Here is a 24,140-nt window from a genome sequence, read left to right on the forward strand (position 1 = left end):
GTGCGCCTCTGCCTCGTGACTCAATCGTGAGTATGCGAGTTGGGAATTCTACTGATGCTTCCCGACCATAATACGAGGAATTTCTGTAGGGTTTGAATCCATCCAAATTGTGTGTAAAACCTCACATCCCTCCTTTGAAGCAGTCATGTTGCTTTACACTTAAAGCATGGTTCATTTTTCTCAGAAAACAAGTTTCCAAATAAATAAATATCGAAATATATGGGATCGATAGCACAATATTTACCAATATTTGAATAGGTGTTACTGGAACTGCTCAATAGTGGAAAGCTAAATTGCATCTTTACTGATTAGGTCTAGACTCTCGTGAGCGTATAATTTCTTTCGTCCTTCCAAATCATGCTATCAGGAGAATCTGTTAATGACCAAACGCGAGAGAATTGTGAAATCTGTGTTAGCGCACGTACCGAAAGATGCGATTAACCAGTTTGTCTCTCGAGGGTCCACACCCACTTCATTTTCCGTTCTCTTCATGGCAGCCATCGTTGGTACTTTAGCTGGTCTCGTCGGTACTTACTTTGAAATTGCTGTTCACTTTGTATCTGAAACTCGTACTGAGTGGCTTAAAAGCGAAATCGGTAGTGTGCTTCCACTTTGGTTAGCCGCAATCTTGATCAGTGGCGCATTAGCTTTCATCGGTTACTACCTTGTACACCGTTTCGCTCCAGAAGCATCAGGTTCAGGCATTCCAGAAATCGAAGGGGCAATGGACAATATTCGTCCGGTTCGCTGGTGGCGAGTAATACCCGTAAAGTTTTTTGGCGGTATGGGAGCACTAGGCTCGGGTATGGTTTTAGGTCGTGAGGGGCCGACAGTACAAATGGGCGGTGCCGTTGGTCGAATGGTTACCGACATTTTCCGCGTTAAGGACGATGATACTCGACACTCTCTATTGGCATCTGGTGCTGCCGGAGGCTTGGCCGCTGCATTTAATGCGCCGTTAGCAGGTATCATGTTTGTGGTTGAGGAGATGCGTCCCCAATTTCGCTACTCTTTGATTTCAATCCGTGCAGTGATCATCTCGGCTATTATGGCAAACATTGTATTCCGCGCGATCAATGGTCAAGAAGCCGTTATCACCATGCCGCAATACCAGTCTCCAGAATTGCAGTCACTGTGGTTGTTTCTTCTGTTGGGCTCTTTGTTTGGTGTATTTGGTGTACTGTTCAATAAACTGATCACTATCGCCCAAGACAGCTTTGTCGCTTTGCACAAGAACGACCGTAAACGTTACTTAATCACAGGTACGATTTTGGGTGGCGTGTTTGGTTTGCTTCTTCTGTATGTGCCTCAGCTAACAGGTGGTGGCATCGGTCTTATCCCGGACATTACTAACGGCAATTACTCTGTATCAATTTTAGTGATGCTGTTTGTTGGCCGTGTTATTACCACCCTGCTTTGTTTCGGCTCTGGTGCGCCAGGCGGTATCTTCGCTCCAATGCTAGCTTTGGGCACATTGTTTGGTTATGCATTCGGAGCCAGTGCTGACATGCTGCTACCATCGTTGACCATCGAACCTGGCGTCTTCGCGATTGCAGGCATGGGGGCATTGTTCGCGGCAACGGTACGCGCACCGATTACGGGTATCTTGCTAGTTATCGAAATGACCAATAACTACTACTTGATCCTACCACTCATTATTACCAGCTTAGGCGCGGTAATTGTGGCGCAGTTACTTGGTGGGCAACCGATTTACAGCCAGCTGCTACATCGTACGCTTAAAAATGACAAACTACGTCAACAAGACCTACCTGAAAACCAAGCTTAAGTTAACATCGGCTCCAACTTATCTTTCACCACGAAGATAAGTTTGGAGCCGGAAATTCTACTTTTTTGCAACTCTCTACATAAATCCCCTACCAAACTCACAAAACTCCCAATCTCTGAACTTTACTTATCATAATTAAAGGTAAGAAGACGTTAAACTTGTTAGTATTCGCGCGTCAAATTAGAGTAGTTAACCCATTTCTGGAGTCATTTTGAACTGGAAAAGACTTGTGCAGTTTTATAGTGTTCCGCCATCACAAGCGGCTTTGGCACTTGGCATGATAGGGCTTGGACAAGCTTGGGCTTTGTACATTCCAGAGATTGGAGAACCAATAAGACCATTCCTTGCTGCACTCGGAGCAGTGCTTCTTACTCCGGTTCTGCTCAAATACGCCACTAGCCCTCGCCTGTTTATGGCGGACATCAAACACCCACTGAGCGGTAGCTTAATGGCTCCAATGAGTATGGCTTTACTCATGCTGTGTGACTATCTTGCGGTAGTTACACCAATCATCGCATACCCGTTGTGGTTTATCGCGGTGTTACTGCACTTCACTATGATGGTGTTGTTCTTTGGGTTTCAGATCATGAACTTCAAGATGTCGAACATCGTGCCAAGTTGGTTTTTGTACCCAGTAGGCTTGATCAGCTCTTCTCTTGCAGGCTCTCAATTTGGACACAATGTGTTTTCAGAAACTTTGGCTATGATGTGTATCGGTATTTACTTCTTCATGTTGCCATTGGTGTTATATCGCTTGGTGTTCTTTGGTTCCCTACCGCGCCGTGCTCGCCCAACATTGGCGATCATGGCAGCTCCTGTGAACCTTTCTCTGGCAGCCTACCTAGTCAACTTTGCTCAACCCGACCCGATTCTGACAGGCGCATTGGCAGGCATCGCAATCACCATGACGTTGCTGATTTACCTGTGTTACTTCCGGTTAATGCGTTTGAAGTTCCAGCCGTCTATTGCGGCCGTGACCTTCCCTTCCGTAATTAGTGCTATTGCTATGCATCGTCTCACCACTTTTTTTGCCGAATCTCATCCCCATTGGCATTGGTTGCACGATTTTGGATTTCTTGAATTAAGCATTGCCACTGTGCTCGTAGTCTGGGTGTCTGCTGGTTATGTCAAAATGTACTGGCCAGAACTGGTAAGAACGCCTTCAAAACAAACATAAAAAAACGACCTCACTGCGAGGTCGTTTTCTTTTGTCTTAAGCGAGCAACGTTACCCGATGAACTTTGCCATAAAGTTGCTGGTGTTGGTCACGCTTGACGCTGCCATTACCACCACAATCGCAATGCCTGTCAGCGTTAAATAGGCCGGGTGTTTGTAGTCGCCAACGATGTCTTTTCTGCGTGTCGCCACCAGCATCATACCTAAAACGATTGGCAGAATGATACTGTTAACTAGGCCAGCCAGCATAAGCAGTAGAATCGGCATGTTCATGGTCACTGTGCCAAGAGACGTGATGATAATGAAGCCAACACACCACGCTTTCTCGTTGCGAGCCACGATTGGGAAGAGTGTTTTGATAAGGGAAATCGCCATGTACGAGTTACCCACAACCGAGGTAATCGAAGCAACAAACAATACCAAACCAAAGATAAAGTAACCTACTTCACCAACTCCTTGACGGAACGCGTCTGCGGCTGGGTTTGTAGAATCCAACGTGACGCCTGTCGCTATCACACCGAATACTGCCATAAACAACAGGATGCGAATCACCACGGCAATAGAAATTCCTGCCCAAGCTGCGGTTTTGATAGCGGGTACGTTTTCTTTACCTTGTAAGCCGATATCAACCAAGCGTTGTGCACCCGTGTAGTAGCCACCAACTGCGCCACCCACAATGGTTAAAGTTGGCAGCAGTAAGCTACCAATATCTGTCGGCATCACCGCTGCGCTCAAGGTCTCCCCCATTGGCGGTAAACTGGTCATCGCGACATACGCAATTAAGATGATCATAAACAAGCCGAGGTAGCGTGCCATTTCGTCCATTCGCTTAGAAGCGTTGTGCACCACAAACAACAAACAACCGACCACGCCTGTGAAGAGAGCTCCCCAAGTCGTATCCACACCCGTTAGCACATCAATACCGAGCGCAGAAGCACTGACGTTACCGAAGTTAAATGCAACCGCACCAAGTGCCAGCAGAATGCCCACCACATAGCCCATCCCCGGAGCGACTTTGTTGGCAATGTCTTGAATGCGCATACCAGACACACCCACGATGCGCCACAAGTTCATCACGATACCAAACGTGATAAACATGGATGCAAATACAGGGAATGCCATATCGATTTTGTAGATGTTGGTGAAGACCGCTGTCTGAGTTAAAAAGCCAGGACCAACAGAGGTTGTCGCCATTAGGAACGCTACGCTAAGAATTGCTTTCTTTTGCCAGCTATTTTCCGAGGATTGGATAGAGGTCGGAATAGAAGATTGAATGGTAGTTTGTGTGGTCATGCCAAATCTCAATATTGTTGCCTTTCTATTATTAGAAAAAAGAAAGACAACTGACCGAGATCAGCTGAACTTGAAGATTCAGATAAGCAAATCAAATAAGAGAGAAAGCCCTCGCAACCGTTTGCTGGGCGCGGATATTAAGGGTAACTCAGATAACTGTCAATACGAAGTTCGATAAATGATTTTTGTCGTCTCCAGCCCGTCTTATCTATGACTTTCAGATAGATACAAAAAAGGATGGCGTTTGCCATCCTCTTAGAAACTTGCTTAGTTACTTAACGTAAACCGTGGAGAAACTCGGCACGTGTCGCTGGGTTGCTTTTGAAAATACCGCCCAATGCTGTTGTTGTCGTTTCGCTAGTTGCATCCATCACACCGCGAGATTTCACACAGTAGTGTGTTGCGTCAATCGTCACTGCCACATCATCGGACTCAAGCAGCGTTTGAAGTGCTACAAGAATTTGCTGAGTCATACGCTCTTGCACTTGTGGACGCTGCGCGAAGAAGCGAACAATACGGTTGATCTTCGATAAACCAATGATTTTACCACGCGGGATGTACGCTACGGCAGCTTTGCCATCGATCGTCACAAGGTGGTGCTCACAGGTACTGGTCACCGTGATGTCTTTCACACGAACCATCTCACTTACGTTCATCTTGTTTTCGATCACAGTAATTTTAGGGAAGTTGGAGTAATCCAGACCAGAGAAGATTTCGTCCACGTACATCTTAGCGATGCGGTGAGGGGTTTCCTCTAAACTATCGTCAGTAAGGTCAAGTTGAAGTAGACCTAAGATCTCACGCATGTGGTGTTCGATCTTCTCTTTCTTCTCTTCACGACTTACGTTGTTTGGACGCATTGGCGTTTCCAAACCGCGTTGCTCTAGCGCTTCTTTTACTAACTTCGCTGACTCGCTAAGACCTGACATTCCACTTCCTCTTTTGTTACTTCCGCTTTGATACGAACCCAATCAAAATTGCATTCATACTTTTCGCTTTGCGCTGCTCAGTTCGTGTCTTCACACCAAGGCACATCAAATGTAGGTACTGAGCTGATTTTCTTGAGCTCCGCAGGTTTTTTACCCCTTTCGGATGGCTGACAAGGATACTCGGATTTTTGAATAATTACACCCATATTTTATAGGTGGACATTCTTACTCAGTCCCCTTTTTATGGTAAAGTTGCCACAAAACAAAAGAACACAGGATTTTCTCAATGGGCTGCTGCGACGCACCTGGCTTGATGCCAATTGAAGAAGCGATGGATAAAATGCTATCGCGAATCAAACCTATCCAAACTACGCTTTCTCTTCCACTTGCTGATGCTCTTGGCTTTGTACTGGCAGAAGACATCTTGTCTCCTATTCACGTACCGCCATTCGATAACTCAGCAATGGATGGCTACGCTATTCGCATTCAAGATCTTGAGTCATCTTCTGTTTTGCCTCTGGCAGGTAAATCATTTGCAGGACAACCTTTTGAAGGTGAATGGCCTCAAGGTACCTGTGTTCGCATCATGACTGGCGCAAAAATCCCACAGGGTTGTGATGCCGTTATCATGCAAGAAAACACAGAAGTAACGGATGCTGGCATTCAGTTCAACCAAACTGACGTGAAACCGCAAAACAACATCCGCCCAACAGGTGACGACATCAAACAAGGTGACATCGTACTGGCAAAAGGCGCACGTTTAACACCTCGCGATATTCCGATGATTGCGTCTCTTGGTGTAAGCCATGTGACTGTAGTACGTAAGCCAAAAGTTGCTTTCTTCTCTACAGGTGATGAGCTTAAACCACTGGGCGAATCACTAGACGAAGGCCAAATCTACGACAGCAACCGTTACGGTATTAAACCGCTTATTGAGAACTTCGGTTGTGAAGCCTTTGATCTTGGCATCATTCCAGATTGCCCAGAAACTCTAAAAGCAACCTTTGAACAAGCGCAAACATTGGCAGATGTGGTCGTGACCTCAGGCGGTGTCAGTGTAGGCGAAGCGGATTACACTAAAGACATTCTTGAAGAGCTTGGTGAAATTGGCTTCTGGAAGCTAGCAATCAAGCCGGGTAAACCTTTCGCATTTGGTAAGCTAAGTACAGCTTGGTTCTGTGGTCTGCCGGGTAACCCTGTTTCTGCCGTGCTCACCATGTACGTGCTTGTTCAACCGATGCTGGCAAAACTTGCAGGTCACACTGAATGGAAAGCACCTGAGTCTATTCCTGCAACAACCAAAACCGCCTTTAAGAAAGCACCGGGGCGTACCGATTACCAACGTGGTATCTACACATTAGAAGATGGCAAGTTTGTGGTTGAAACAACGGGCAACCAAAGCTCTGGCGCATTCCGCTCAATGAGCCTAGCGAACTGTTTTGTTGTATTGGAACGCGAACGCGGCCGAGTTGAAGTGGGCGAAACGGTTCAGATTCAACTATTCAACTCAACCCTTTACTAGGAAATCGTTGTGGATATTCTTTCCGATCAGGAAATGCTGCGTTACAACCGCCAAATCATTCTTCGTCAATTTGACTTTGATGGGCAAGAAGCACTCAAACAAGCGTCAGTGTTGATGCTAGGTGCTGGCGGTTTAGGCTGCGCATCAAGCCAATATTTGGCCACTGCCGGTGTCGGTAAAATAACGCTGATTGATGATGATATCGTCGAGTTGTCTAACCTTCAGCGCCAAGTGCTGCATCACGATGCGGATGTTGGCCGTAAGAAGGTAGAATCGGCGGCAGATGCACTACGCGAACTTAACCCGCACATCATTGTAGATACCATCGCAAAGCGTCTTGATGATACAGAGCTAAAAGGCTTGATCGAACAGCACACAATTGTTGTTGATGCATCAGATAACGTAGATACGCGTAATCAACTTAACCGCTTGTGTTTTGAGACCAAAACACCGCTAATTTCAGGTGCGGCCATTCGCATGGAGGGACAAGTAAGCGTGTTTACTTACGATGACCCAGCGCAACCATGTTATCAGTGCCTGAGTGCCTTGTTTGGCAGCGGTGCACTAAGTTGCGTTGAAGCTGGAGTAATGGCGCCTGTTGTCGGTATTGTCGGTGCAGTCCAAGCGATGGAAGCGATTAAAGTGATTGCTAACTACGGGCAACCAAAGAAAGGTAAAATCCTGATTTTGGATGCGCTCAGCATGTCTTGGCGAGAAATGAATCTGATGAAAATGCCAACCTGTCCGGTTTGTGGTTAGTTCTATACCCAAGTCACCCCAAGATACTTGGGTATACACTTCAAATCACTCCCAAAAAGCCCAACACCGAGTTGGGCTTTTTCTCATTTTGACAATCATAAATAAAACCCCTTCTCACTTCAAAATCAATTCTTTAAAAATCAAAGCTTTAAAACATGGCACATTCCTTTCATTGCATATATCACAAACCAATGAGAGGGTGAATTATGAAAAAGATGTCACTATTACTCGGGCCGCTACTGGCGAGTGCATACGCACAAGCCGCTCCGTTTGATACATGTCCAAGCAAAGCGTATCTTTTCCAATCAGCTCCAGTTCAAATCTATGGCGTCAACTTAGTTACAGGCTCAACGACTCTTTTAGAGGACGACACGGGGTTAGCTTCGGGCATTAACGGTGTGGGTTTTGACTTTACTGACCGTTACATTTATGGCTACGATACGACAAATAAGAAAATCATTCGACTGGGTAAAGACTTTCAAGCTGAAACACTGAACGTTTCGGGTCTGCCTACAGACCATACCTTCTTTGTCGGAGACGTCTACAATCACGTTTACTACTTGTATCGCAAAGGTAAAGGCTTATTCTCTATCGATCTCTCCCCGCTTGACTCGGATCCAAACGCAACGCTAAGCGTCGAAAAAATCACATCAACGGCTAGTGTTACCCTAACAGACTTTGCTTTTCACCCAGGCGATGGCTCACTTTACGGCATTGATAATAATTCAGGTGTCCTGTATGAGTTCAATCCTAGCAACGGTAACGCAACAGCTATTGGTGATACCGGCGAAACAGGCACATTTGGCGCTGGTTACTTCGATGTGAACGGCAACTACTATGTTTCACGCAACCAAGACGGTAAGATCTACCGCATCGACTTATCTTCAGATAACTCAGCCAACATTGCTGCAGGTATTGTCCCTGCTGTTGAGTTTGTCTCTAACGGTCCAAGCTCAAACAAAAATGATGGTGCGCGTTGCGCGAATGCCCCTATTATTGATGAAGATGACCCCATTGATTTTGGCGATGCTCCCGATAGTTACAGTACAACGCTTGCTTCGAATGGCCCCCGCCACGAAGTAGACGGCGTAACTTGGTTGGGCCCTTTAGCGCCAGACGGCGACGCTGATGGTCAAGTCGCACCTTCAGGCGATAACAAGGTCGGCATTGCAGATGAAGATGGTGTGGGTTTTGTCTTCGCTCTTGATCCAGGCGTCGGATCTGTAGTGACAGTGAACGCGTCAACTTCCGGTTATTTGAACGCTTGGTTCGATTGGAATCGTGATGGTGATTTTGATGATGAAAACGAACATGTATTCACTGACCAGCTTCTATCACCAGGCAACAATGTCTTGCCATTTACTGTATCCATGACCGCCACTGCTGGTAACAGTTGGAGCCGTTTCCGCTTTAGCCAACAAACTGGGCTCAACTACGATGGAGGTTCGACATCTGGCGAGGTAGAAGATCATCCCATTACGATTACCAATAACGGTTACTCAATCCAGCATTTTCCAAGTGCAAGTGGCTACGCGACTGTTGCTTATGAAGATAACTGGCCATATACCGCAGACTACGATATGAATGATCTCGTTATGAAATTTAATATCAAGGAAACCAGTTTAAGCGGCGATGTAAAAAACATTAAGATTGTAGGGGATATGGCTGCGTATGGCGCAAGTTATAGCAACGGTTTTGCGTTCCGACTGCCAGGAATATCTAGAAGTGATATTAACTCATCCATCTCAACACTCTCTTACAATGACATTATTCAAGACAGTAACGGTTTAGAAAATGACGCCAGTGAAGCAATTTTCATTATTCACGAAAACTTGAGTGACTATGCTTCATCCAGTTGTAAGTTCTTCCGAACACAAGAAGGATGCAACGATAATACAACATTCTCTTTCACTTTAGATATCTACCTAAATGACGATGTGGATACCAGTAGCCTGCAGGCTATGCCGTATGACCCGTTCATATTCGCAACACCAAACACATACCATGGTGATGGAATTACTTTTCAGCCAGGCCGTAAGTGGGAAGTGCACCTCGCCGATCAAAGTCCTACAGAAAAGTTTGATGGAAACAACTTGTTCGGCATTGGCGTAGATGCTAGCAACCCTTCTACAGGTACCTACTTTAAAACAGCCAACAACCTCCCCTGGGCACTACTCATTGTAGAAAACTGGCAATGGCCTCTAGAAACCGTCGATCTTGTTGAAGCCTACCCCTCATTTGCAGGTTATGCAGAATCAGGAGGAACCCAATCAACAAGTTGGCATCAACTCCCTCAAGCAAGCAAATGTTATACGCCATAGGAGGCCGTAATATGAAACGTTATTTTGCTCTAAATACTATCCTATTACTTGCGGCATGTGGCGGCGGTGACAGTGGTGGTAGCTCAACACCACCGACTACGCCAACTCCTGTGAAGGCACCTACAATGCACGAACTTGAAGTGCCTGATGGATTTGACTATAGCCCAGTGGTTAAGGGGGCGTTAAGCGTAGACATTAGCAACTATTCGACTAAAAGAGCTCATTTAACTATCTACACAAACTTTAAGAGTGATGGTTCAGACCGCTATATAGCAGACTACAACAGTGTTATTGCATCTGCTTCACTCAACCAAGGAGCCACCAAACTTAGGTATTCAACATCAGATAGCCAAGGACCGTTATTAGTAGAAATTTGGTTGCTCGACCAAACTCAACCACTACAGAAAGTCATTACTAAAGAAGAAACAAACTGGGTACTTTAAATTGTTCAAATATTGAACTGGAGCGCATTATCTCTTTGATAGTGTGCTTTTTTTATTGTAAAACAAATAGGTGTTAAAAAAGCAAGGACGTAAATGGATAACGCAAAGATATACACTTATTCGTTTCTGGGATTAACCGTTGTATTGCTAGTGTTTTTACTGCTTAGCAAGTCAGAAAGTGAGCAAAATATAGTAACGATGACGGTAGAAAGTAATACTTTGACGCAATCTCTCGACGGTCACAGGCGATACTTAGTTGTGCGATCCGAACAATATGGTCAGCAAAGAGTATCTGTACCACCATCCTCAGATTGCCCTGTAGGTGCCAATGCCTCATTCGAAGTAACGTCTACACTAATTTCTGCTACGCATTTCAAGTTTCTAAGCTGCCGATACGAATAGTTACGAATACATTCATATAATCTCACTGCCCCGTAAAAAAGATAGGTTCACAAAATGAGTAATCTGATTTCAGCGATACAACTTAAAGAGTTAATGGAAACCAGATCGGTAAAACTCCTAGATGCGAGCATCACATTCCAGATACCTTCAGAAGCACCAAAAATAACCAACCAATGGATTGCTGGCTCAATACGATTTGATTACGACCATGACTTTTGTGCACTCGATTCAGACCTACCTCATATGATGCCCAGCGCAACGCTATTTCAACAAAAAGCTCGAGCGCTAGGACTAAATAACAGTGATTGTATCGTTGTTTATGATAACTCAGGAACACTCGCGTCACCTCGAGCATGGTGGATGTTATCCGCGATGGGGGCAACAAATGTATTAGTGTTGAACGGAGGTTTACCCGCTTGGATTGAAGCAGGGTTTGAAACCGTTGAAGAACTTAATGAACCGCAAGGCGGTGGAAGTTTTCTGGCCAAAAACAACGCATCTGCATTTATCTCCGCTGCAGAGGTACTCAAATTTTCAACAGAGCAATCTGCCAATATTCTAGACGCTCGATCTAAAGCTCGTTTTTTTGGGAAAGTGCCTGAACCAAGAGAAGGTTTACGTAGTGGTCACATACCACATTCAATAAATTTGCCGTTTGGTCGCCTACTCAATAATGGGGCTTTTAAACCGCTTGAAGATCTTAGAGATGCATATGCGGATTTAGATTTAGATGCTGATAAGCCACTGGTGTTCAGTTGTGGGTCTGGCGTAACTGCATGCATTCTATTGCTTGCTGCTCACGAAATAGGGTTTCGTAGCCTCTCCATATACGATGGGTCATGGACAGAATGGGGCGCAGACACCTCACTGCCAATTAAATGCGAATAAGATAACTAAGAAGTAATGTATGGCTGGAATTAAGAAAAATATTTGGACTCTTTACCTAATACTGCTAGCAGCCAGTATCGGATTATTCCTTCTATTTGGCCATTATCATTACGAATCAAATTTAAACAAGTACAAAGACAAGCAACTGCTTCAGCTTGAACTTTTTTCCAACTCTGTTGAATCGCTTTTAAAAGGGCAGGAATCATTACTTGAAGTTGTTGGGTACCAGCTTGTTAGCCAAAATGATTTTACTCGCACAGCGGCACTGCAAATTCGCCCAATATTAGACAACTTATTGAATATTCACCCTGTAATCGCAGGGTTCGGCTTGGCAAACCCCAATGGTGACTTTCTTGCGGTTAGTTCAAACTTAAACCTATCCAAACTACATAACCTTAAGCAAGATCCTGTTACAAGAGATACATTTATTGAAGCTTTAGGCTCCGATAGAATGATTCTTGGCAGAACCTACTTTATGCCAGCACTTGACTCTATGGTTATTCCAATAAGAAAAGCCATTCGAGATAGCAGAGGTAATACACTTGCCGTCATGACGGCAGGATTAAAAATGAACTCCACACTGGTTTTTCGAAGTGATGTTCATGCCCATCAGCATAATCAAGTGAGCCTAATACGTGAGGACAGCTACCTCATGTTTACTTCTTCAGCAGGAGCTTCTTACAGAAATTATCAACAACCAGTAACGACCTCGAACCAAAAAATTCTAAAATCTTTATTTGAAGAGGAGCTAGGCTTAACCCCGGAGCAAGTAAGAACATCTAATAAGACATACAATATCGTTAGCTCCGATCCAAAAGTAGACAAACTCATCACACTAAAATATCTCCCGGACTACTCTTTATGGGCAATTTCGTCTACTAGACTGAGTTATATTCAAAGCACATTTCTAGAGCAATTTTCGCTATATTTCTTAGTTTTCATCTTTATTCAAGCTGGCTTCTATGCGCTGGTTAAGTCCATTGCGAGCAATGAATTGGCAACTAGACAACAACTCTATTTTCAGGCGACTCACGACACATTAACAGCCCTGCCTAATAGAGAGTACTTGAGGGACAATATTCATAAATGGACAGACGGCAAAGCCGAGCCATTTGCTCTCTTATTTGTTGATATGGATAACTTCAAATCAGTCAACGATACGCATGGCCATGAGTTTGGCGATCTTGTTTTGAAGCAAATAGCCAGACGACTCAAACATTTTGACTCTCACAGGCGGCTAATCGTTCGAGAGGCCAGTGACGAGTTCATTATTTTGACCAAAGCGATAGATGAAGAGCAATTGAAACAATTTGCTCGCGAATTAATTATGGCTTTATCGCAACCTTATGCCATTACAGACAACCAATTCTTGTTGAGTTGCAGCATCGGGGTTTCTCACTATCCTGAGCACGGAAAAGATTTAGACGCTCTATTGCTTTCTTCCGATATTGCCATGTACAAAGCGAAGCAAGAAAGAAACGCATACTGCCTTTTTAATGAAGAGATGCAGGCTCAACACCTAAGAAAAATGAGAATTGAGCAGCGCCTACGTATTGCGGTTGAGCATCGAGATATCTTTATGGTTTACCAACCGCAACTGTGTAAACAAGGTAAAGTGTATGGAGCAGAAGCGTTGGTGCGCTGGATTGACCATGAATTAGGCTTTGTACCACCAAATGAGTTTATCCCAGTTGCCGAAAGTTCTGGGTTAATGGTTAGATTAGGCAGACTGATTCTAGAAAAAAGCATCGAAGATATCGCCAGCTTATACACAAATGTAGAGCAACCAATCCGCATATCGGTAAATATATCGGTCAAACAATTTCTACAAAGAGACTTTATTGAACACCTAATATCAACACTTAATGCTCACAATGTATCTAGTCACGTTATAACGCTTGAGATTACAGAAAACTTATTTATTGAAGATCTAGATAAGTTTTCACCAATCTGTCAGCAATTACACCTGATGGGTTTCCAAATATCGCTTGACGACTTTGGTACAGGTTACTCCTCTTTGAGTATGCTTAAAGCCTTGCCAATTGATGAGCTGAAAATTGACAAAAGCTTCATCGACAACATTGAAACTGATGAGAAAGCCCTCAACATGGCAAAAAACATCATCGATATTGGCAAAAACTTTGGTATGACTGTACTCGCCGAAGGCGTCGAAACCATAAAACAGCAAGAAAAACTAACCCAATGTGGGTGCGATTTGTATCAAGGGTATCTTTTTTCAAAACCAATACCAATTGATGAGTTAGAGAGCTATGTAATGCAAAACCAAAAAACAGAAGAAGCCGCCATATAGGCGGCTTCTGCTCTGTTTGAAGTACTGTTCTAGTTTTGCATTTCCTTATACATTACTTCAACAAGCTCGCCTTTCGGGTCACCTGATAACTCCCACGTAAAGATACCGCCAAGATTAGTTTGCTTCGCCCAATCTGCTTTGGCTTTGATAGAACGTTTATCTTCAAATGAGATGAACACTTTGTTGTCTGGGTTCCATAAGTAAGGGGCTTGAGACTGTTCATCGTACTTATATTGGTAACCTTGTTTTGCGCTGTAGTTCTTCATAAGGTCCCAGAACATGAAGTAGCCATTCTCACCAGTACCAAACTGTGCGCCTTGTTCAGAAACTAGGTCTTGCGTTGGTAGGTCACCAGAGAAATCTTTAGTTCCTTGCCAACCGCGACCATAAAACGCAGCGCCAATCACCAATTTTTCGCTCGGAATACCCAGCTCAATCATTTGATTAATGAACACGTCAGCGCCCATGCCCCACCAACTGCGGTCCGTGGCATGCAAGTTTGTTGTGTGCCCTGTTTGTTGTCCCCAGCCGCCAAGGAAGTCATACGTCATGGCAAACATATTGGTCAAGTAAGGCTGGGCGGCTTTCCAGTCAATGCCCGCGGCTTTTGGACCGACACCCACTGCTGTTGAAAGCTCGTACTCACGCTTGGTCTGTTTCGCTAGCGTATCTAGATCACCACGCATGGTTTTAACGAGATAAGTGAAAGCGTCGCGCTCTAAAGCTTTCTGCTCATCCGTAAGCTTAGTATCTGGATTCCAAGGCGAAGTCGTTAGGCCGCCGCCACCTGGGTATTCCCAATCCAAATCTATACCATCAAAGAAATCGTACTTTGCAATCAACTCGACAGCCGTTTTAGAGAACTGATCCATTGCTTGCTGGTTTTTAGCCATCGCGTGGAAAGGCTCTGACATGGTCCAGCCACCAAAAGAAGGGAGAATTTTTAGATCAGGATGTTGCTTCTTAAGCTCGGCGAGTTGAGCGAAGTGCCCTTTATATGGCACATCAACAGAAACAGGACCAAAGTCTTTTTCTAGTGCCGCCTCGGTATCAACCAGAATCGCGCTATACGGTTCTTTACCTTCACACTGTTTTGCGACCAGTTTTTGTATGGTTTCTGACGCGCCAGTATGAGGACCACACATGCTCAAAAACGCGTAGATAATATGAGTCAGGTTGTCAGCTGGAATGTCTTTTACCGTATATGGGTTATCTGCGTTAGCGTACTGCCAGTCAGCAAAATAGCCTGCCACGACTTTTTGCTCGGCTTGCGCCATGCCTGTTAACCCCGTAAATAGCGCAGCTGCGAGAAGTGTCTTTTTCATAATTTCCTCCAGAGTAATTAACTACAAACTACTCCTGAGGATTATTTTTAACTTGGAAACGAAATCAGGCTGCGAGTCATTTATAAATCCTCGCAGCCGGATTGCATAAGTTGCATATTATTTGTGCTAAATCTCTGATGTACTGTTGTCATGCATTTGCTCGTCCAAGTTCAAGACCGTTAGAGCGTTACTTACGCTGGTTGCAATTACGTCGATGGCACCGGTTCTTAAAGCGCCTAATAACGCCAATGGCTTACTGTTTTCGGCCGCAATCGCAATCACTTCTGCAATAGGCCTGAACTCTTCAATACCTAAGCCGATTACTCGGTCACTCATCACTGTGTTCGCTACGCTACCGTGGATATCAAAGAAGTCGTAACCAGCAAAATCGCCCACAACGCCTTGCATCAAACGAGATTGAACCACTTCGTCTGGAGTGAACCAACCGAGGTCAACCATGTAGCTGTTTTCACTCATGTCGCCGATACCAACAAGAGCGACATCCGCTTTGCGCGCCAAGTCCAGAGTTTGCTTAACGGTAGCGTTTTGCATAAAGGCGACCTTCTGCTCTCGGTTTTCAGCATAGGCAGGCGCGTATAGGGTTTCTGATGTGCCGCCGTATTTCTTGGCGAATTGTCGGCAAATGTGGTCCGCGTTGAACATACCGCCACGAGGGTGAATCCCGCCGATACCGCATACAAACTTACAATCGCGCGGCGTAATAACACCAATGTGGTGAGCTACAGAAGACACGTTACGCCCTTGCCCAACCGTTACCACCATGCCGTTTTTTAGGGTGCTAGTGAGGTAGTTAGAAACCAACCCAGAAACTTGTAAGCGTTGTGCTTCCTCGTTGGGTTGATCTAATGCCACCAGCGCACGTTTCACGCCAAAGCGCTCAATGAGACGTTGCTCGATCTTGGCACTGAATACCGGGTGATATTTTACGGTAATTTCAACAATGCCTTCATCACGAGCTTGTTTAAGCATTCGCCCAACTTTGGCACGTGATATGGAAAACTTTCTTGATATCTCTTCCTGTGTAGCACCGTCTTGATAGTAGGCAACGGAAATCTCCGTTAATAAGTCCGTGCTTTCAATAGAAATATCTTGGTTTGAACTGCTCATGGTTTTTCTCGCCCTTTTAGAGGATCGACATTGTATGCATTAGTGAGCATCCGCTCATTGACTTAGCATATGTTCCTTTTCAATTTAACTGCTACATTTGCTCAGCGCAATGACAATTTCTCACACTATGTTTTGATGTTTTTTGTGAGCGCTCAAGCCTTGAGCAATAATGGCAAACGTTTATTTGGATTACAGTCTGAACGAACAGTAAAAAAACGTTGATGAAGTTCACTTAAAGTCAGTTTCGACGATTGACATTCGCACTAGATAAGATAAATATGGACTCATCATTTACTCAGCTACCGATCAAATGCTCATAGCAAATGTTCGGTGCCGAAATTTTCCGTAGTTGGCTGAGAAGATGTCTCGTTAATTATGATGAGACGATTAGCCGACACGCTTGCAAATGCACAAGTCGTGGTTATCAAAACCACACTTAAGCCCATTTATATAGGATGATCGATTATGAGCAACAAGTTAGAGCAACTTCGTAAACTAACAACAGTAGTAGCAGACACTGGTGAAATTGACGCTATCAAAAAATACCAACCAGAAGATGCAACAACGAACCCATCTCTTATCCTAAAAGCAGCTCAAATCGAAGAGTATGCACCTCTAATCGACGCTTCTATCGAATACGCAAAAGCGCAAAGCAGCGACAAAGCACAGCAAGTTCAAGACACTTGTGACATGCTTGCTGTAAACATCGGTAAAGAAATCCTAAAAACAATCCCAGGTCGTATCTCTACTGAAGTAGATGCTCGTCTATCTTACGACATGGAAGGCAGCGTAGCGAAAGCTCGCCAGCTTGTAAAAATGTACAACGACGCAGGCATCACTAACGACCGCATCCTAATCAAACTGGCTTCTACTTGGGAAGGTATTCGCGCTGCAGAGATCCTAGAGAAAGAAGGCATCAACTGTAACCTAACGCTTCTATTCTCTTTCGCGCAAGCTCGTGCATGTGCTGAAGCAGGCGTATTCCTAATCTCGCCATTCGTTGGCCGCATCATGGACTGGTACAAAGCGAAAGAAGGTCGTGACTTTGAAGCTTCAGAAGATCCAGGTGTAATCTCAGTAACAGACATCTACAACTACTACAAAGACTACGGTTACAACACTGTTGTTATGGGCGCAAGCTTCCGTAATATCGGCGAGATCCTAGAACTTGCTGGCTGTGACCGTCTAACTATCGCTCCTGCTCTTCTTGCTGAGCTAGAAGCTGCTGAAGGCGAAGTTGTAGAGAAACTGGTTGATTCTAAAGGTTCTAAAGAGCGTCCAGCTCCAATGTCTCACGCTGAGTTCCTATGGGAGCACAACCTAGACGCAATGGCTGTTGAGAAAGTAGCTGAAGGTATCCGTAACTTCGCGGTTGACCAAGGCAAACTAGAAGACATGATCGCAGCTAAGCTTTAATTGCTTACCAAAAGCGAGTAGTCAGCCTACTCGCTTTTAGCATCAGCGCTTTATTCAAAAAATTCTATTTGAACTTGTTCCGACGAGTTCCCTCTGTTTAAATCAAATATCGAGAAGTAACTACTATGGATCGTAAATATCTAGCTAATGCAATCCGTGCACTAAGCATGGACGGTGTTCAACAAGCTAACTCTGGCCACCCAGGTGCACCTATGGGTATGGCTGATATCGCTGAAGTTCTTTGGCGTTCTCACCTAAACCACAACCCATCAAACCCAGAGTGGGCTGACCGCGACCGTTTCGTACTGTCTAACGGCCACGGCTCTATGCTTATCTACTCTCTACTGCACCTTGCAGGCTACGAGCTATCTATCGACGATCTGAAGAACTTCCGTCAGCTTCACTCTAAGACTCCTGGTCACCCAGAGTACGGTTACGCACCTGGCATCGAGACAACAACAGGCCCTCTAGGTCAAGGCATCACTAACGCTGTTGGTATGGCAATGGCTGAGAAAGCACTAGCGGCTCAGTTCAACAAAGAAGGCCACGACATCGTTGACCACTTCACTTACGTGTTCATGGGTGACGGCTGTCTGATGGAAGGCATCTCGCACGAGGCATGCTCTCTTGCTGGTACACTAGGTCTTGGTAAACTGATTGCATTCTGGGATGACAACGGCATCTCTATCGACGGTCACGTTGAAGGTTGGTTCTCTGACGATACACCTAAGCGTTTTGAATCGTACGGTTGGCACGTAATCCCTGCTGTAGATGGTCACGATGCAGAAGCAATCAACGCCGCAATCGAAGCGGCAAAAGCAGATCCACGCCCTACTCTTATTTGTACTAAGACTATCATCGGTTTTGGTTCTCCAAACAAATCTGGTTCACACGACTGTCACGGTGCGCCACTAGGTGCTGAAGAAATTGCAGCAACACGTAAAGAACTAGGTTGGGAGCACGGTCCTTTTGAAATTCCGCAGGAAGTCTACGCAGAATGGTCAGCGAAAGAAGCAGGCGCAGCTAAGGAAGCAGCGTGGGACGAGAAATTTGCAGCTTATGAAGCAGCGCACCCTGAGCTGGCAGCTGAATTCAAACGCCGCGTAAACGGTGACCTACCTGCACAGTGGGAAGAGAAAGCAAACCAAATCATTGCTGACCTTCAAGCAAACCCAGCGAACATCGCATCACGTAAAGCATCTCAAAACGCACTAGAAGCGTTTGGTCAAATGCTTCCAGAATTCATGGGCGGCTCTGCTGACCTAGCGCCTTCTAACCTAACTATGTGGTCTGGTTCTAAGTCTCTAGAAGCGAACGACTTCTCTGGTAACTACATCCACTACGGTGTACGTGAATTCGGTATGACTGCAATCATGAACGGTATCGCACTACACGGTGGTTTCGTTCCTTACGGTGCGACGTTCCTAATGTTCATGGAATACGCACGTAACGCAATGCGTATGGCTGCTCTGATGAAAGTTCAGAACATCCAAGTTTACACGCACGACTCTATCGGTCTTGGCGAAGATGGTCCAACTCACCAACCAGTTGAGCAAATCGCGTCTCTACGCCTGACTCCAAACATGAGCACATGGCGTCCATGTGACCAAGTTGAGTCTGCGGTAGCTTGGAAACTAGCAATTGAACGTAAAGATGGTCCATCAGCACTTATCTTCTCTCGTCAAAACCTAGCACAACAAGAGCGTACTGCTGAGCAAGTTGCAGACATCGCAAAAGGTGGCTACATCCTGAAAGACAGCGATGGTAAGCCTGAGCTAATCCTCATCGCGACTGGTTCAGAAGTTGAGCTAGCTGTGAAAGCGGCAGAACAACTAACCGCTGAAGGTAAGAAAGTACGCGTGGTTTCAATGCCAGCTACTGATACTTTCGACAAGCAAGACGCGGCTTACCGTGAATCTGTACTGCCTTCAGACGTGACTGCACGTGTTGCTGTAGAAGCAGGTATTGCAGACTTCTGGTACAAGTACGTTGGCTTCGACGGTCGTATCATCGGTATGACAACATTCGGTGAATCTGCGCCAGCAGACCAATTGTTCGAAATGTTTGGTTTCACTGTAGAAAATGTAGTGAATACAGCAAAAGAAGTTCTAGCTTAACCGCTTAGTATTATCAGTTTTCTCTATTGCGAAATTGAAAACTGCAAAGCCCCGCTTAGGCGGGGCTTTATTTTATCTATCCATTTTCAACAATGATTCGCAAAACCAAATTGGATTCACTTTTCTTCAAACTGATTCGCAAGTCGATAGAAGTCTTGAACTTGCTCTTTCAACTGCTTACTGTTTTGCTCTACAGAATGCGTCGCCGCTAGATTCTGCTCCGCTGTCGAGGCAATAGAATGAATGTGCTGATTCACGTCACTAGATAACTGCAACTGTTTATTGGCAGAGTCCGCGACATTAACCATCAAACCACTCATGGTTTGCATCATCTGCTCTACCTCAGACAAACGCAATGCGCTTTGCTCAGCGACATTTGAGCACGTGTCAGTTTGTTCTTTGTTGGCAATAATATCTTTCTGCCAGCCCTGAATCGTTGTCAACATGGTGTCGATGGATGCTTTAATTTGCTCAGTCGCATTTGAAGTACGCCCAGAAAGCGCTCTTACTTCATCAGCAACAACAGCAAAGCCACGACCTTGTTCACCCGCTCGCGCTGCTTCGATTGCAGCATTAAGCGCTAACAGGTTAGTTTGATCGGCTATCCCCCCCCAATCTCTTCCATTAATTGACTTACCTTTTGTGCTTGATCGCTCAATTGGTATGTCGTTTCGGTCGCTTTCTCAGCTTGTAAGCTAAGTTGAGCTAAGTTGGTATGGGTTTGGTCGATGGTCTCTTTCGCCATCAGGCATGACTGCAACGTATCATCTATCAATAGATGCGCATCGTTCGTGCTGGATGAAACCGAGTTTGCAGAAGCTTCCATCGACTCTGTCGCGTCTCGAACTTGCCTTATGTCTTTGTTCTGCTGAGTTAACGCCGCTGATACTTCTGCTGTGGTACTGTTAAGCTCTTCCGCACAGCTTTGCAATGGTAGAGCGGAATCGGTCATACGCCCTAGAACGGTACGGATGCGAGCTGAAAGCATCTTGATGTGAAAGTCGGCAATCGAGAATTGATTATTACCGGAATACACGAGGCGGCTAACACTATCGTATTGAGCTTGCAGCTTTTTAAACTGTTGGGGTGTATCGATAAGCTCTTGGCGAAACAGTACAGCCAAAACGCTAGCAGGAAGCAATGTCGCAAGCCAAGCTAGTGGTCCTTCTAATGACAGAGCGAAGCTCGTTACGGGTGCAGCTAACGCCCCAAGAAGAATCGCATAGCGCAAGGTGTCATTTAGCTTCAACGCCCACGCTCGACCAGATTTCTCTGCTTTTAGAAGCCCTTGGTACGCTTTAGAGGCAATATCTACCCACTCTCGCTTGGGCTTAACACGAACCGATTGATAGCCCACTACTTGGTGGCCTTCATAAATGGGCGTTACATAAGCATCGACCCAGTAGTAACCACCTGATTTGGTGCTATTTTTTACAATTCCTCGCCACGCTTTTCCTTGTTTTAGGCGCGCCCACATATCACCAAATGCAGCTTTTGGCATATCTCCGTGACGAACGATATTGTGGTTTTGTCCGAGCAATTCATCGTGACTGTATTCCGCAATTCTGCAAAACGCGTCATTACAGTAAGTGATAACGCCTTTGAGATCCGTAGTGGAGACCAGTTCGTCAGAATCTCCTACGAGGGTTTCTTGAGCTTTATTGGAAAGAGTGGCTGACATATATAATTTTCTTTGAAATTTCTATTTTTGTGGCGAGATATATACACAAATATCAAACTTATTACAAAATATTAGAGAAAAAGTCTTAACCAAACGACACTTTTTGCCCCAAACTGGTGACTTTTATTACAATCTTTCGCCAAAGATAAGCATATGAGCCAAATAACAAAAATATAACTTACTCAACAAGTAGCATTATTCGTTAATCGTCCCTTGTTGGGCTGTGTTTCTTTCCTTCACTAAGAATATTGCCATCACCAGTAAAACAAAGGGCAATACATACAAGTTCAATTTCTGCCACCCTACCGTCGACTCCAACCAACCAGATAAAAGTGCGGTAACGGTGACGCAACTGAACACGAAAAACTCGTTGAACGCCTGTGCTTTACTCTTATTCTTTGCTTTATAACTCTGACTAAACAAGCTGGTTGCTGCAATGAACATAAAATTCCATCCAACCCCCAGTAAGATCAACGCCGCACTGAAATGCCAAATAGAAAGCCCATGCATATTAATCGCAATACAAGCAATAAACAGTACACCGCCAGCCAATATCATCTTCTTTGCACCAAACTTCTCGATCAAGCTGCCAGTAAAGAAAGCGGGAACAAACATCCCCAATACATGCCATTCAATAACCCCAGCAGCTCTTGTAAAATCAAAGCCACAACCAATCATTGCTAGCGGTGTTGCCGTCATTAGTATATTCATTACGGCATAAGCAACCATCGCTGCTAACACTGCAATCATAAAGTTAGGGCGATAGATTATTTCTTTGAGAGTGTCGGGCTTTGCATGGACATTTTGAGCATGCGCCGGCGGAAATCGTATCGTTTGCAGTAATACTAATGCCGTGATGTACAAAACTATGAGTACCGCAAAAGCACTAATATAGAGTCCATCACTTGACCACTTTTGTGAGTAGACTGCAAGGTTTGGCCCTAATACTGCCGCTAATACTCCACCTGCCATTGAAATAGAAATTGCGCGGTGCCTCGCAGATTCATCACAAACTTCAATCGCTGCAAATCGATAGAGTGTGCCGAAGCCAATCCCTACTCCCAATAAAAAAGTAGAAGTACAAAACAAGGTGAAGTTCTCTAACGACAACGCATACGTTGCCAATGATGCGCCAAGGATGCCAATAACGTTACCCAAGCTGAACCCTAAACGGCGGCCAAGTTTGCCCATAATTAAAGAAGCAGGAATAGTCGCAGACATCAATCCTAAAAACTGAAATGCGACAGGGAGCGTAATCATACTTGGAGAAGGCGCGATTTGTTTGCCGATAAGAGCAATGACGGAAATAAGAAGTATGTTCCCAGTCATTAATAAAGCTTGGCAAAGTGAGAGTAGCCAGACGTTTTTATTCATCTCAATCCTTGAGTATATTTTAATCTATTCAGACACCATAACGGATTTGAGATTAAAACACATCGGATATGTGCAACAGATTGGCCTATATAATCGAGTCATTTCGGCTATCAATGGGATAAAACGATTTCGAGCACTAAAAAAGCCAGCTGAGTGCTGGCTTTTCAAGGATTTGAAACGCTTACGTTTACTTGGCGCGACGCGCTTTTACTGCATCGGATAGCTGACGTAGAACTGTTTCTGTATCTTCCCAGCCGATACATGCATCAGTAATCGATTGACCGTATGTTGCAGTTTTTCCATCAACCAAATCTTGGCGACCTTCAATCAGGTGAGATTCAATCATCACACCGAAGATTGCCTCTTCACCACCAGTAATCTGCTCCGATACGTCATCAGAAACCAGCATTTGACGCTTGAACTGCTTAGAGCTGTTCGCGTGGCTAAAGTCGATCATCACTTTCTTCGGTAGACCTGCAGCGCCTAGTTCATCTTTGATTTGCGCTACATGAGATGCACTGTAGTTCGGCTCTTTACCACCACGCAGAATAATATGACAGTCAGGGTTACCTGCCGTTTCGACAATCGCAGAGTGACCGTACTTAGTAACTGATAAGAAGTGGTGAGATGCGCTTGCAGAGCGAATTGCATCACTCGCGATCTTGATGTTGCCGTCTGTACCGTTTTTGAAGCCAACTGGGCAAGACAAACCTGACGCTAGCTCACGGTGTACCTGAGATTCAGTCGTACGTGCACCGATAGCACCCCAGCTAATAAGGTCCGCTACGTACTGTGGCGTGATCATATCTAAAAACTCACTTGCTGTAGGAAGCCCCATATCTGTTAGATCAAGTAACAGCTTACGACCAATTCGAAGACCGTCATTCAGCTTGTAAGTGTCGTTTAGATAAGGGTCATTAATGAGTCCTTTCCAACCTACTGTGGTACGCGGTTTTTCAAAGTAAACACGCATTACAACTTCCAGCTGCTCGCCGAGTTCATCACGAAGTATTTTGAGTTTTTTTCCGTATTCCACCGCTGCGTCTGGATCATGAATTGAACACGGACCAACAATCACCAGAAGACGGTCATCTTTTCCTTCAAGGATATTATGAATCGCATTGCGGCATTCAAATGTTGTTGTGGAAGCTGTTTCAGTTGCCGGAAACTTCTCTAATACTGCTACAGGTGGCAATAACTCTTTTACTCTATTAATTCTTACATCATCAGTTTGAAACATTACTTCTACTTCCTAGTTGCTATCCCTGT

At 44.9% G+C, this 24,140-nt stretch carries 16 protein-coding genes and 1 pseudogene; 10 read left to right on the forward strand and 7 right to left on the reverse strand.

All coding sequences use genetic code 11. From position 1 onward, the window contains the following. Positions 1-379: 379 nt before the first annotated feature. Together clcA and B853_RS24500 are read left to right on the forward strand one after the other, a co-directional pair. On the forward strand, positions 380-1,786 hold the full coding sequence (gene clcA, locus B853_RS24495; protein WP_010452523.1) for a H(+)/Cl(-) exchange transporter ClcA: 1,407 nt from the start codon (positions 380-382) through the stop codon (positions 1,784-1,786). A gap of 211 nt (positions 1,787-1,997) precedes the next feature. Then, on the forward strand, positions 1,998-2,963 hold the full coding sequence (locus tag B853_RS24500) for a TDT family transporter (protein WP_086026610.1): 966 nt from the start codon (positions 1,998-2,000) through the stop codon (positions 2,961-2,963). Positions 2,964-3,013: 50 nt separating this feature from the next. Here the strand turns inward: B853_RS24500 and B853_RS24505 are convergent, their stop codons facing one another. Further along, the gene (locus B853_RS24505; protein WP_038882950.1) at positions 3,014-4,255 is read right to left on the reverse strand and encodes an NRAMP family divalent metal transporter; all 1,242 of its coding nucleotides are present in this window, start codon (positions 4,253-4,255) and stop codon (positions 3,014-3,016) included. 275 nt (positions 4,256-4,530) lie between these two features. Continuing rightward, positions 4,531-5,184 carry a GTP cyclohydrolase I FolE gene (folE, locus tag B853_RS24515; RefSeq protein ID WP_005373478.1) on the reverse strand — a complete coding sequence of 218 codons (654 nt, stop codon included), beginning with the start codon at positions 5,182-5,184 and terminating at the stop codon, positions 4,531-4,533. Positions 5,185-5,470: 286 nt separating this feature from the next. Here folE and moeA point away from each other — a divergent pair, with 286 nt between their 5' ends. The 6 genes from moeA to B853_RS24550 all read left to right on the forward strand — a co-directional run bounded on the left by moeA (position 5,471) and on the right by B853_RS24550 (position 13,830). Further along, positions 5,471-6,706 (forward strand): molybdopterin molybdotransferase MoeA, encoded by a 1,236-nt coding sequence (moeA, locus tag B853_RS24520; protein WP_038882948.1) that lies wholly within the window; start codon positions 5,471-5,473, stop codon positions 6,704-6,706. A gap of 9 nt (positions 6,707-6,715) precedes the next feature. After that, positions 6,716-7,465 carry a molybdopterin-synthase adenylyltransferase MoeB gene (gene moeB / locus B853_RS24525; protein ID WP_038882947.1) on the forward strand — a complete coding sequence of 250 codons (750 nt, stop codon included), beginning with the start codon at positions 6,716-6,718 and terminating at the stop codon, positions 7,463-7,465. Positions 7,466-7,671: 206 nt separating this feature from the next. Beyond that, positions 7,672-9,786, forward strand: a complete 2,115-nt coding sequence (locus B853_RS24530) for an LruC domain-containing protein (RefSeq protein WP_038882946.1) — start codon at positions 7,672-7,674, stop codon at positions 9,784-9,786. An 11-nt stretch (positions 9,787-9,797) separates the two neighbouring features. Then, positions 9,798-10,229, forward strand: coding sequence for a hypothetical protein (locus tag B853_RS24535; RefSeq protein WP_038882945.1), 432 nt, complete (start codon positions 9,798-9,800; stop codon positions 10,227-10,229). Between the two features lie 456 nt (positions 10,230-10,685). Continuing rightward, the gene (locus B853_RS24545) at positions 10,686-11,519 is read left to right on the forward strand and encodes a sulfurtransferase (protein ID WP_038882944.1); all 834 of its coding nucleotides are present in this window, start codon (positions 10,686-10,688) and stop codon (positions 11,517-11,519) included. 19 nt (positions 11,520-11,538) lie between these two features. Next, a complete protein-coding gene (locus tag B853_RS24550) occupies positions 11,539-13,830 on the forward strand; it encodes a bifunctional diguanylate cyclase/phosphodiesterase (protein WP_038882943.1) in 2,292 nt (763 codons plus the stop codon). 29 nt (positions 13,831-13,859) lie between these two features. Here the strand turns inward: B853_RS24550 and B853_RS24555 are convergent, their stop codons facing one another. Next, entirely contained in the window at positions 13,860-15,155 is a 1,296-nt protein-coding gene (locus B853_RS24555) for a glycoside hydrolase family 18 protein (protein WP_038882942.1), read from the reverse strand. Between the two features lie 126 nt (positions 15,156-15,281). Beyond that, positions 15,282-16,283 (reverse strand): sugar-binding transcriptional regulator, encoded by a 1,002-nt coding sequence (locus B853_RS24560; protein ID WP_010452549.1) that lies wholly within the window; start codon positions 16,281-16,283, stop codon positions 15,282-15,284. 465 nt (positions 16,284-16,748) lie between these two features. Here B853_RS24560 and tal point away from each other — a divergent pair, with 465 nt between their 5' ends. Beyond that, a complete protein-coding gene (gene tal / locus B853_RS24570; protein ID WP_038882941.1) occupies positions 16,749-17,699 on the forward strand; it encodes a transaldolase in 951 nt (316 codons plus the stop codon). A gap of 125 nt (positions 17,700-17,824) precedes the next feature. Continuing rightward, on the forward strand, positions 17,825-19,816 hold the full coding sequence (gene tkt, locus B853_RS24575; RefSeq protein WP_038882940.1) for a transketolase: 1,992 nt from the start codon (positions 17,825-17,827) through the stop codon (positions 19,814-19,816). Between the two features lie 116 nt (positions 19,817-19,932). On the opposite strand, the pseudogene B853_RS24580 reads toward tkt, so the two are convergent. The 3 genes and pseudogenes from B853_RS24580 to aroG form a co-directional block, all read right to left on the reverse strand. Continuing rightward, positions 19,933-21,497 (reverse strand): annotated as a pseudogene (locus tag B853_RS24580) (methyl-accepting chemotaxis protein). 195 nt (positions 21,498-21,692) lie between these two features. Next, on the reverse strand, positions 21,693-22,871 hold the full coding sequence (locus B853_RS24585; protein ID WP_038882938.1) for an MFS transporter: 1,179 nt from the start codon (positions 22,869-22,871) through the stop codon (positions 21,693-21,695). Positions 22,872-23,058: 187 nt separating this feature from the next. Beyond that, positions 23,059-24,111, reverse strand: coding sequence for a 3-deoxy-7-phosphoheptulonate synthase AroG (gene aroG / locus B853_RS24590; protein WP_038882937.1), 1,053 nt, complete (start codon positions 24,109-24,111; stop codon positions 23,059-23,061). Between the last annotated feature and the right edge of the window lie 29 nt (positions 24,112-24,140).

The organism is Vibrio rotiferianus CAIM 577 = LMG 21460 (assembly GCF_002741985.1).
GTDB classification, from domain to species: Bacteria; Pseudomonadota; Gammaproteobacteria; order Enterobacterales; family Vibrionaceae; genus Vibrio; species Vibrio rotiferianus.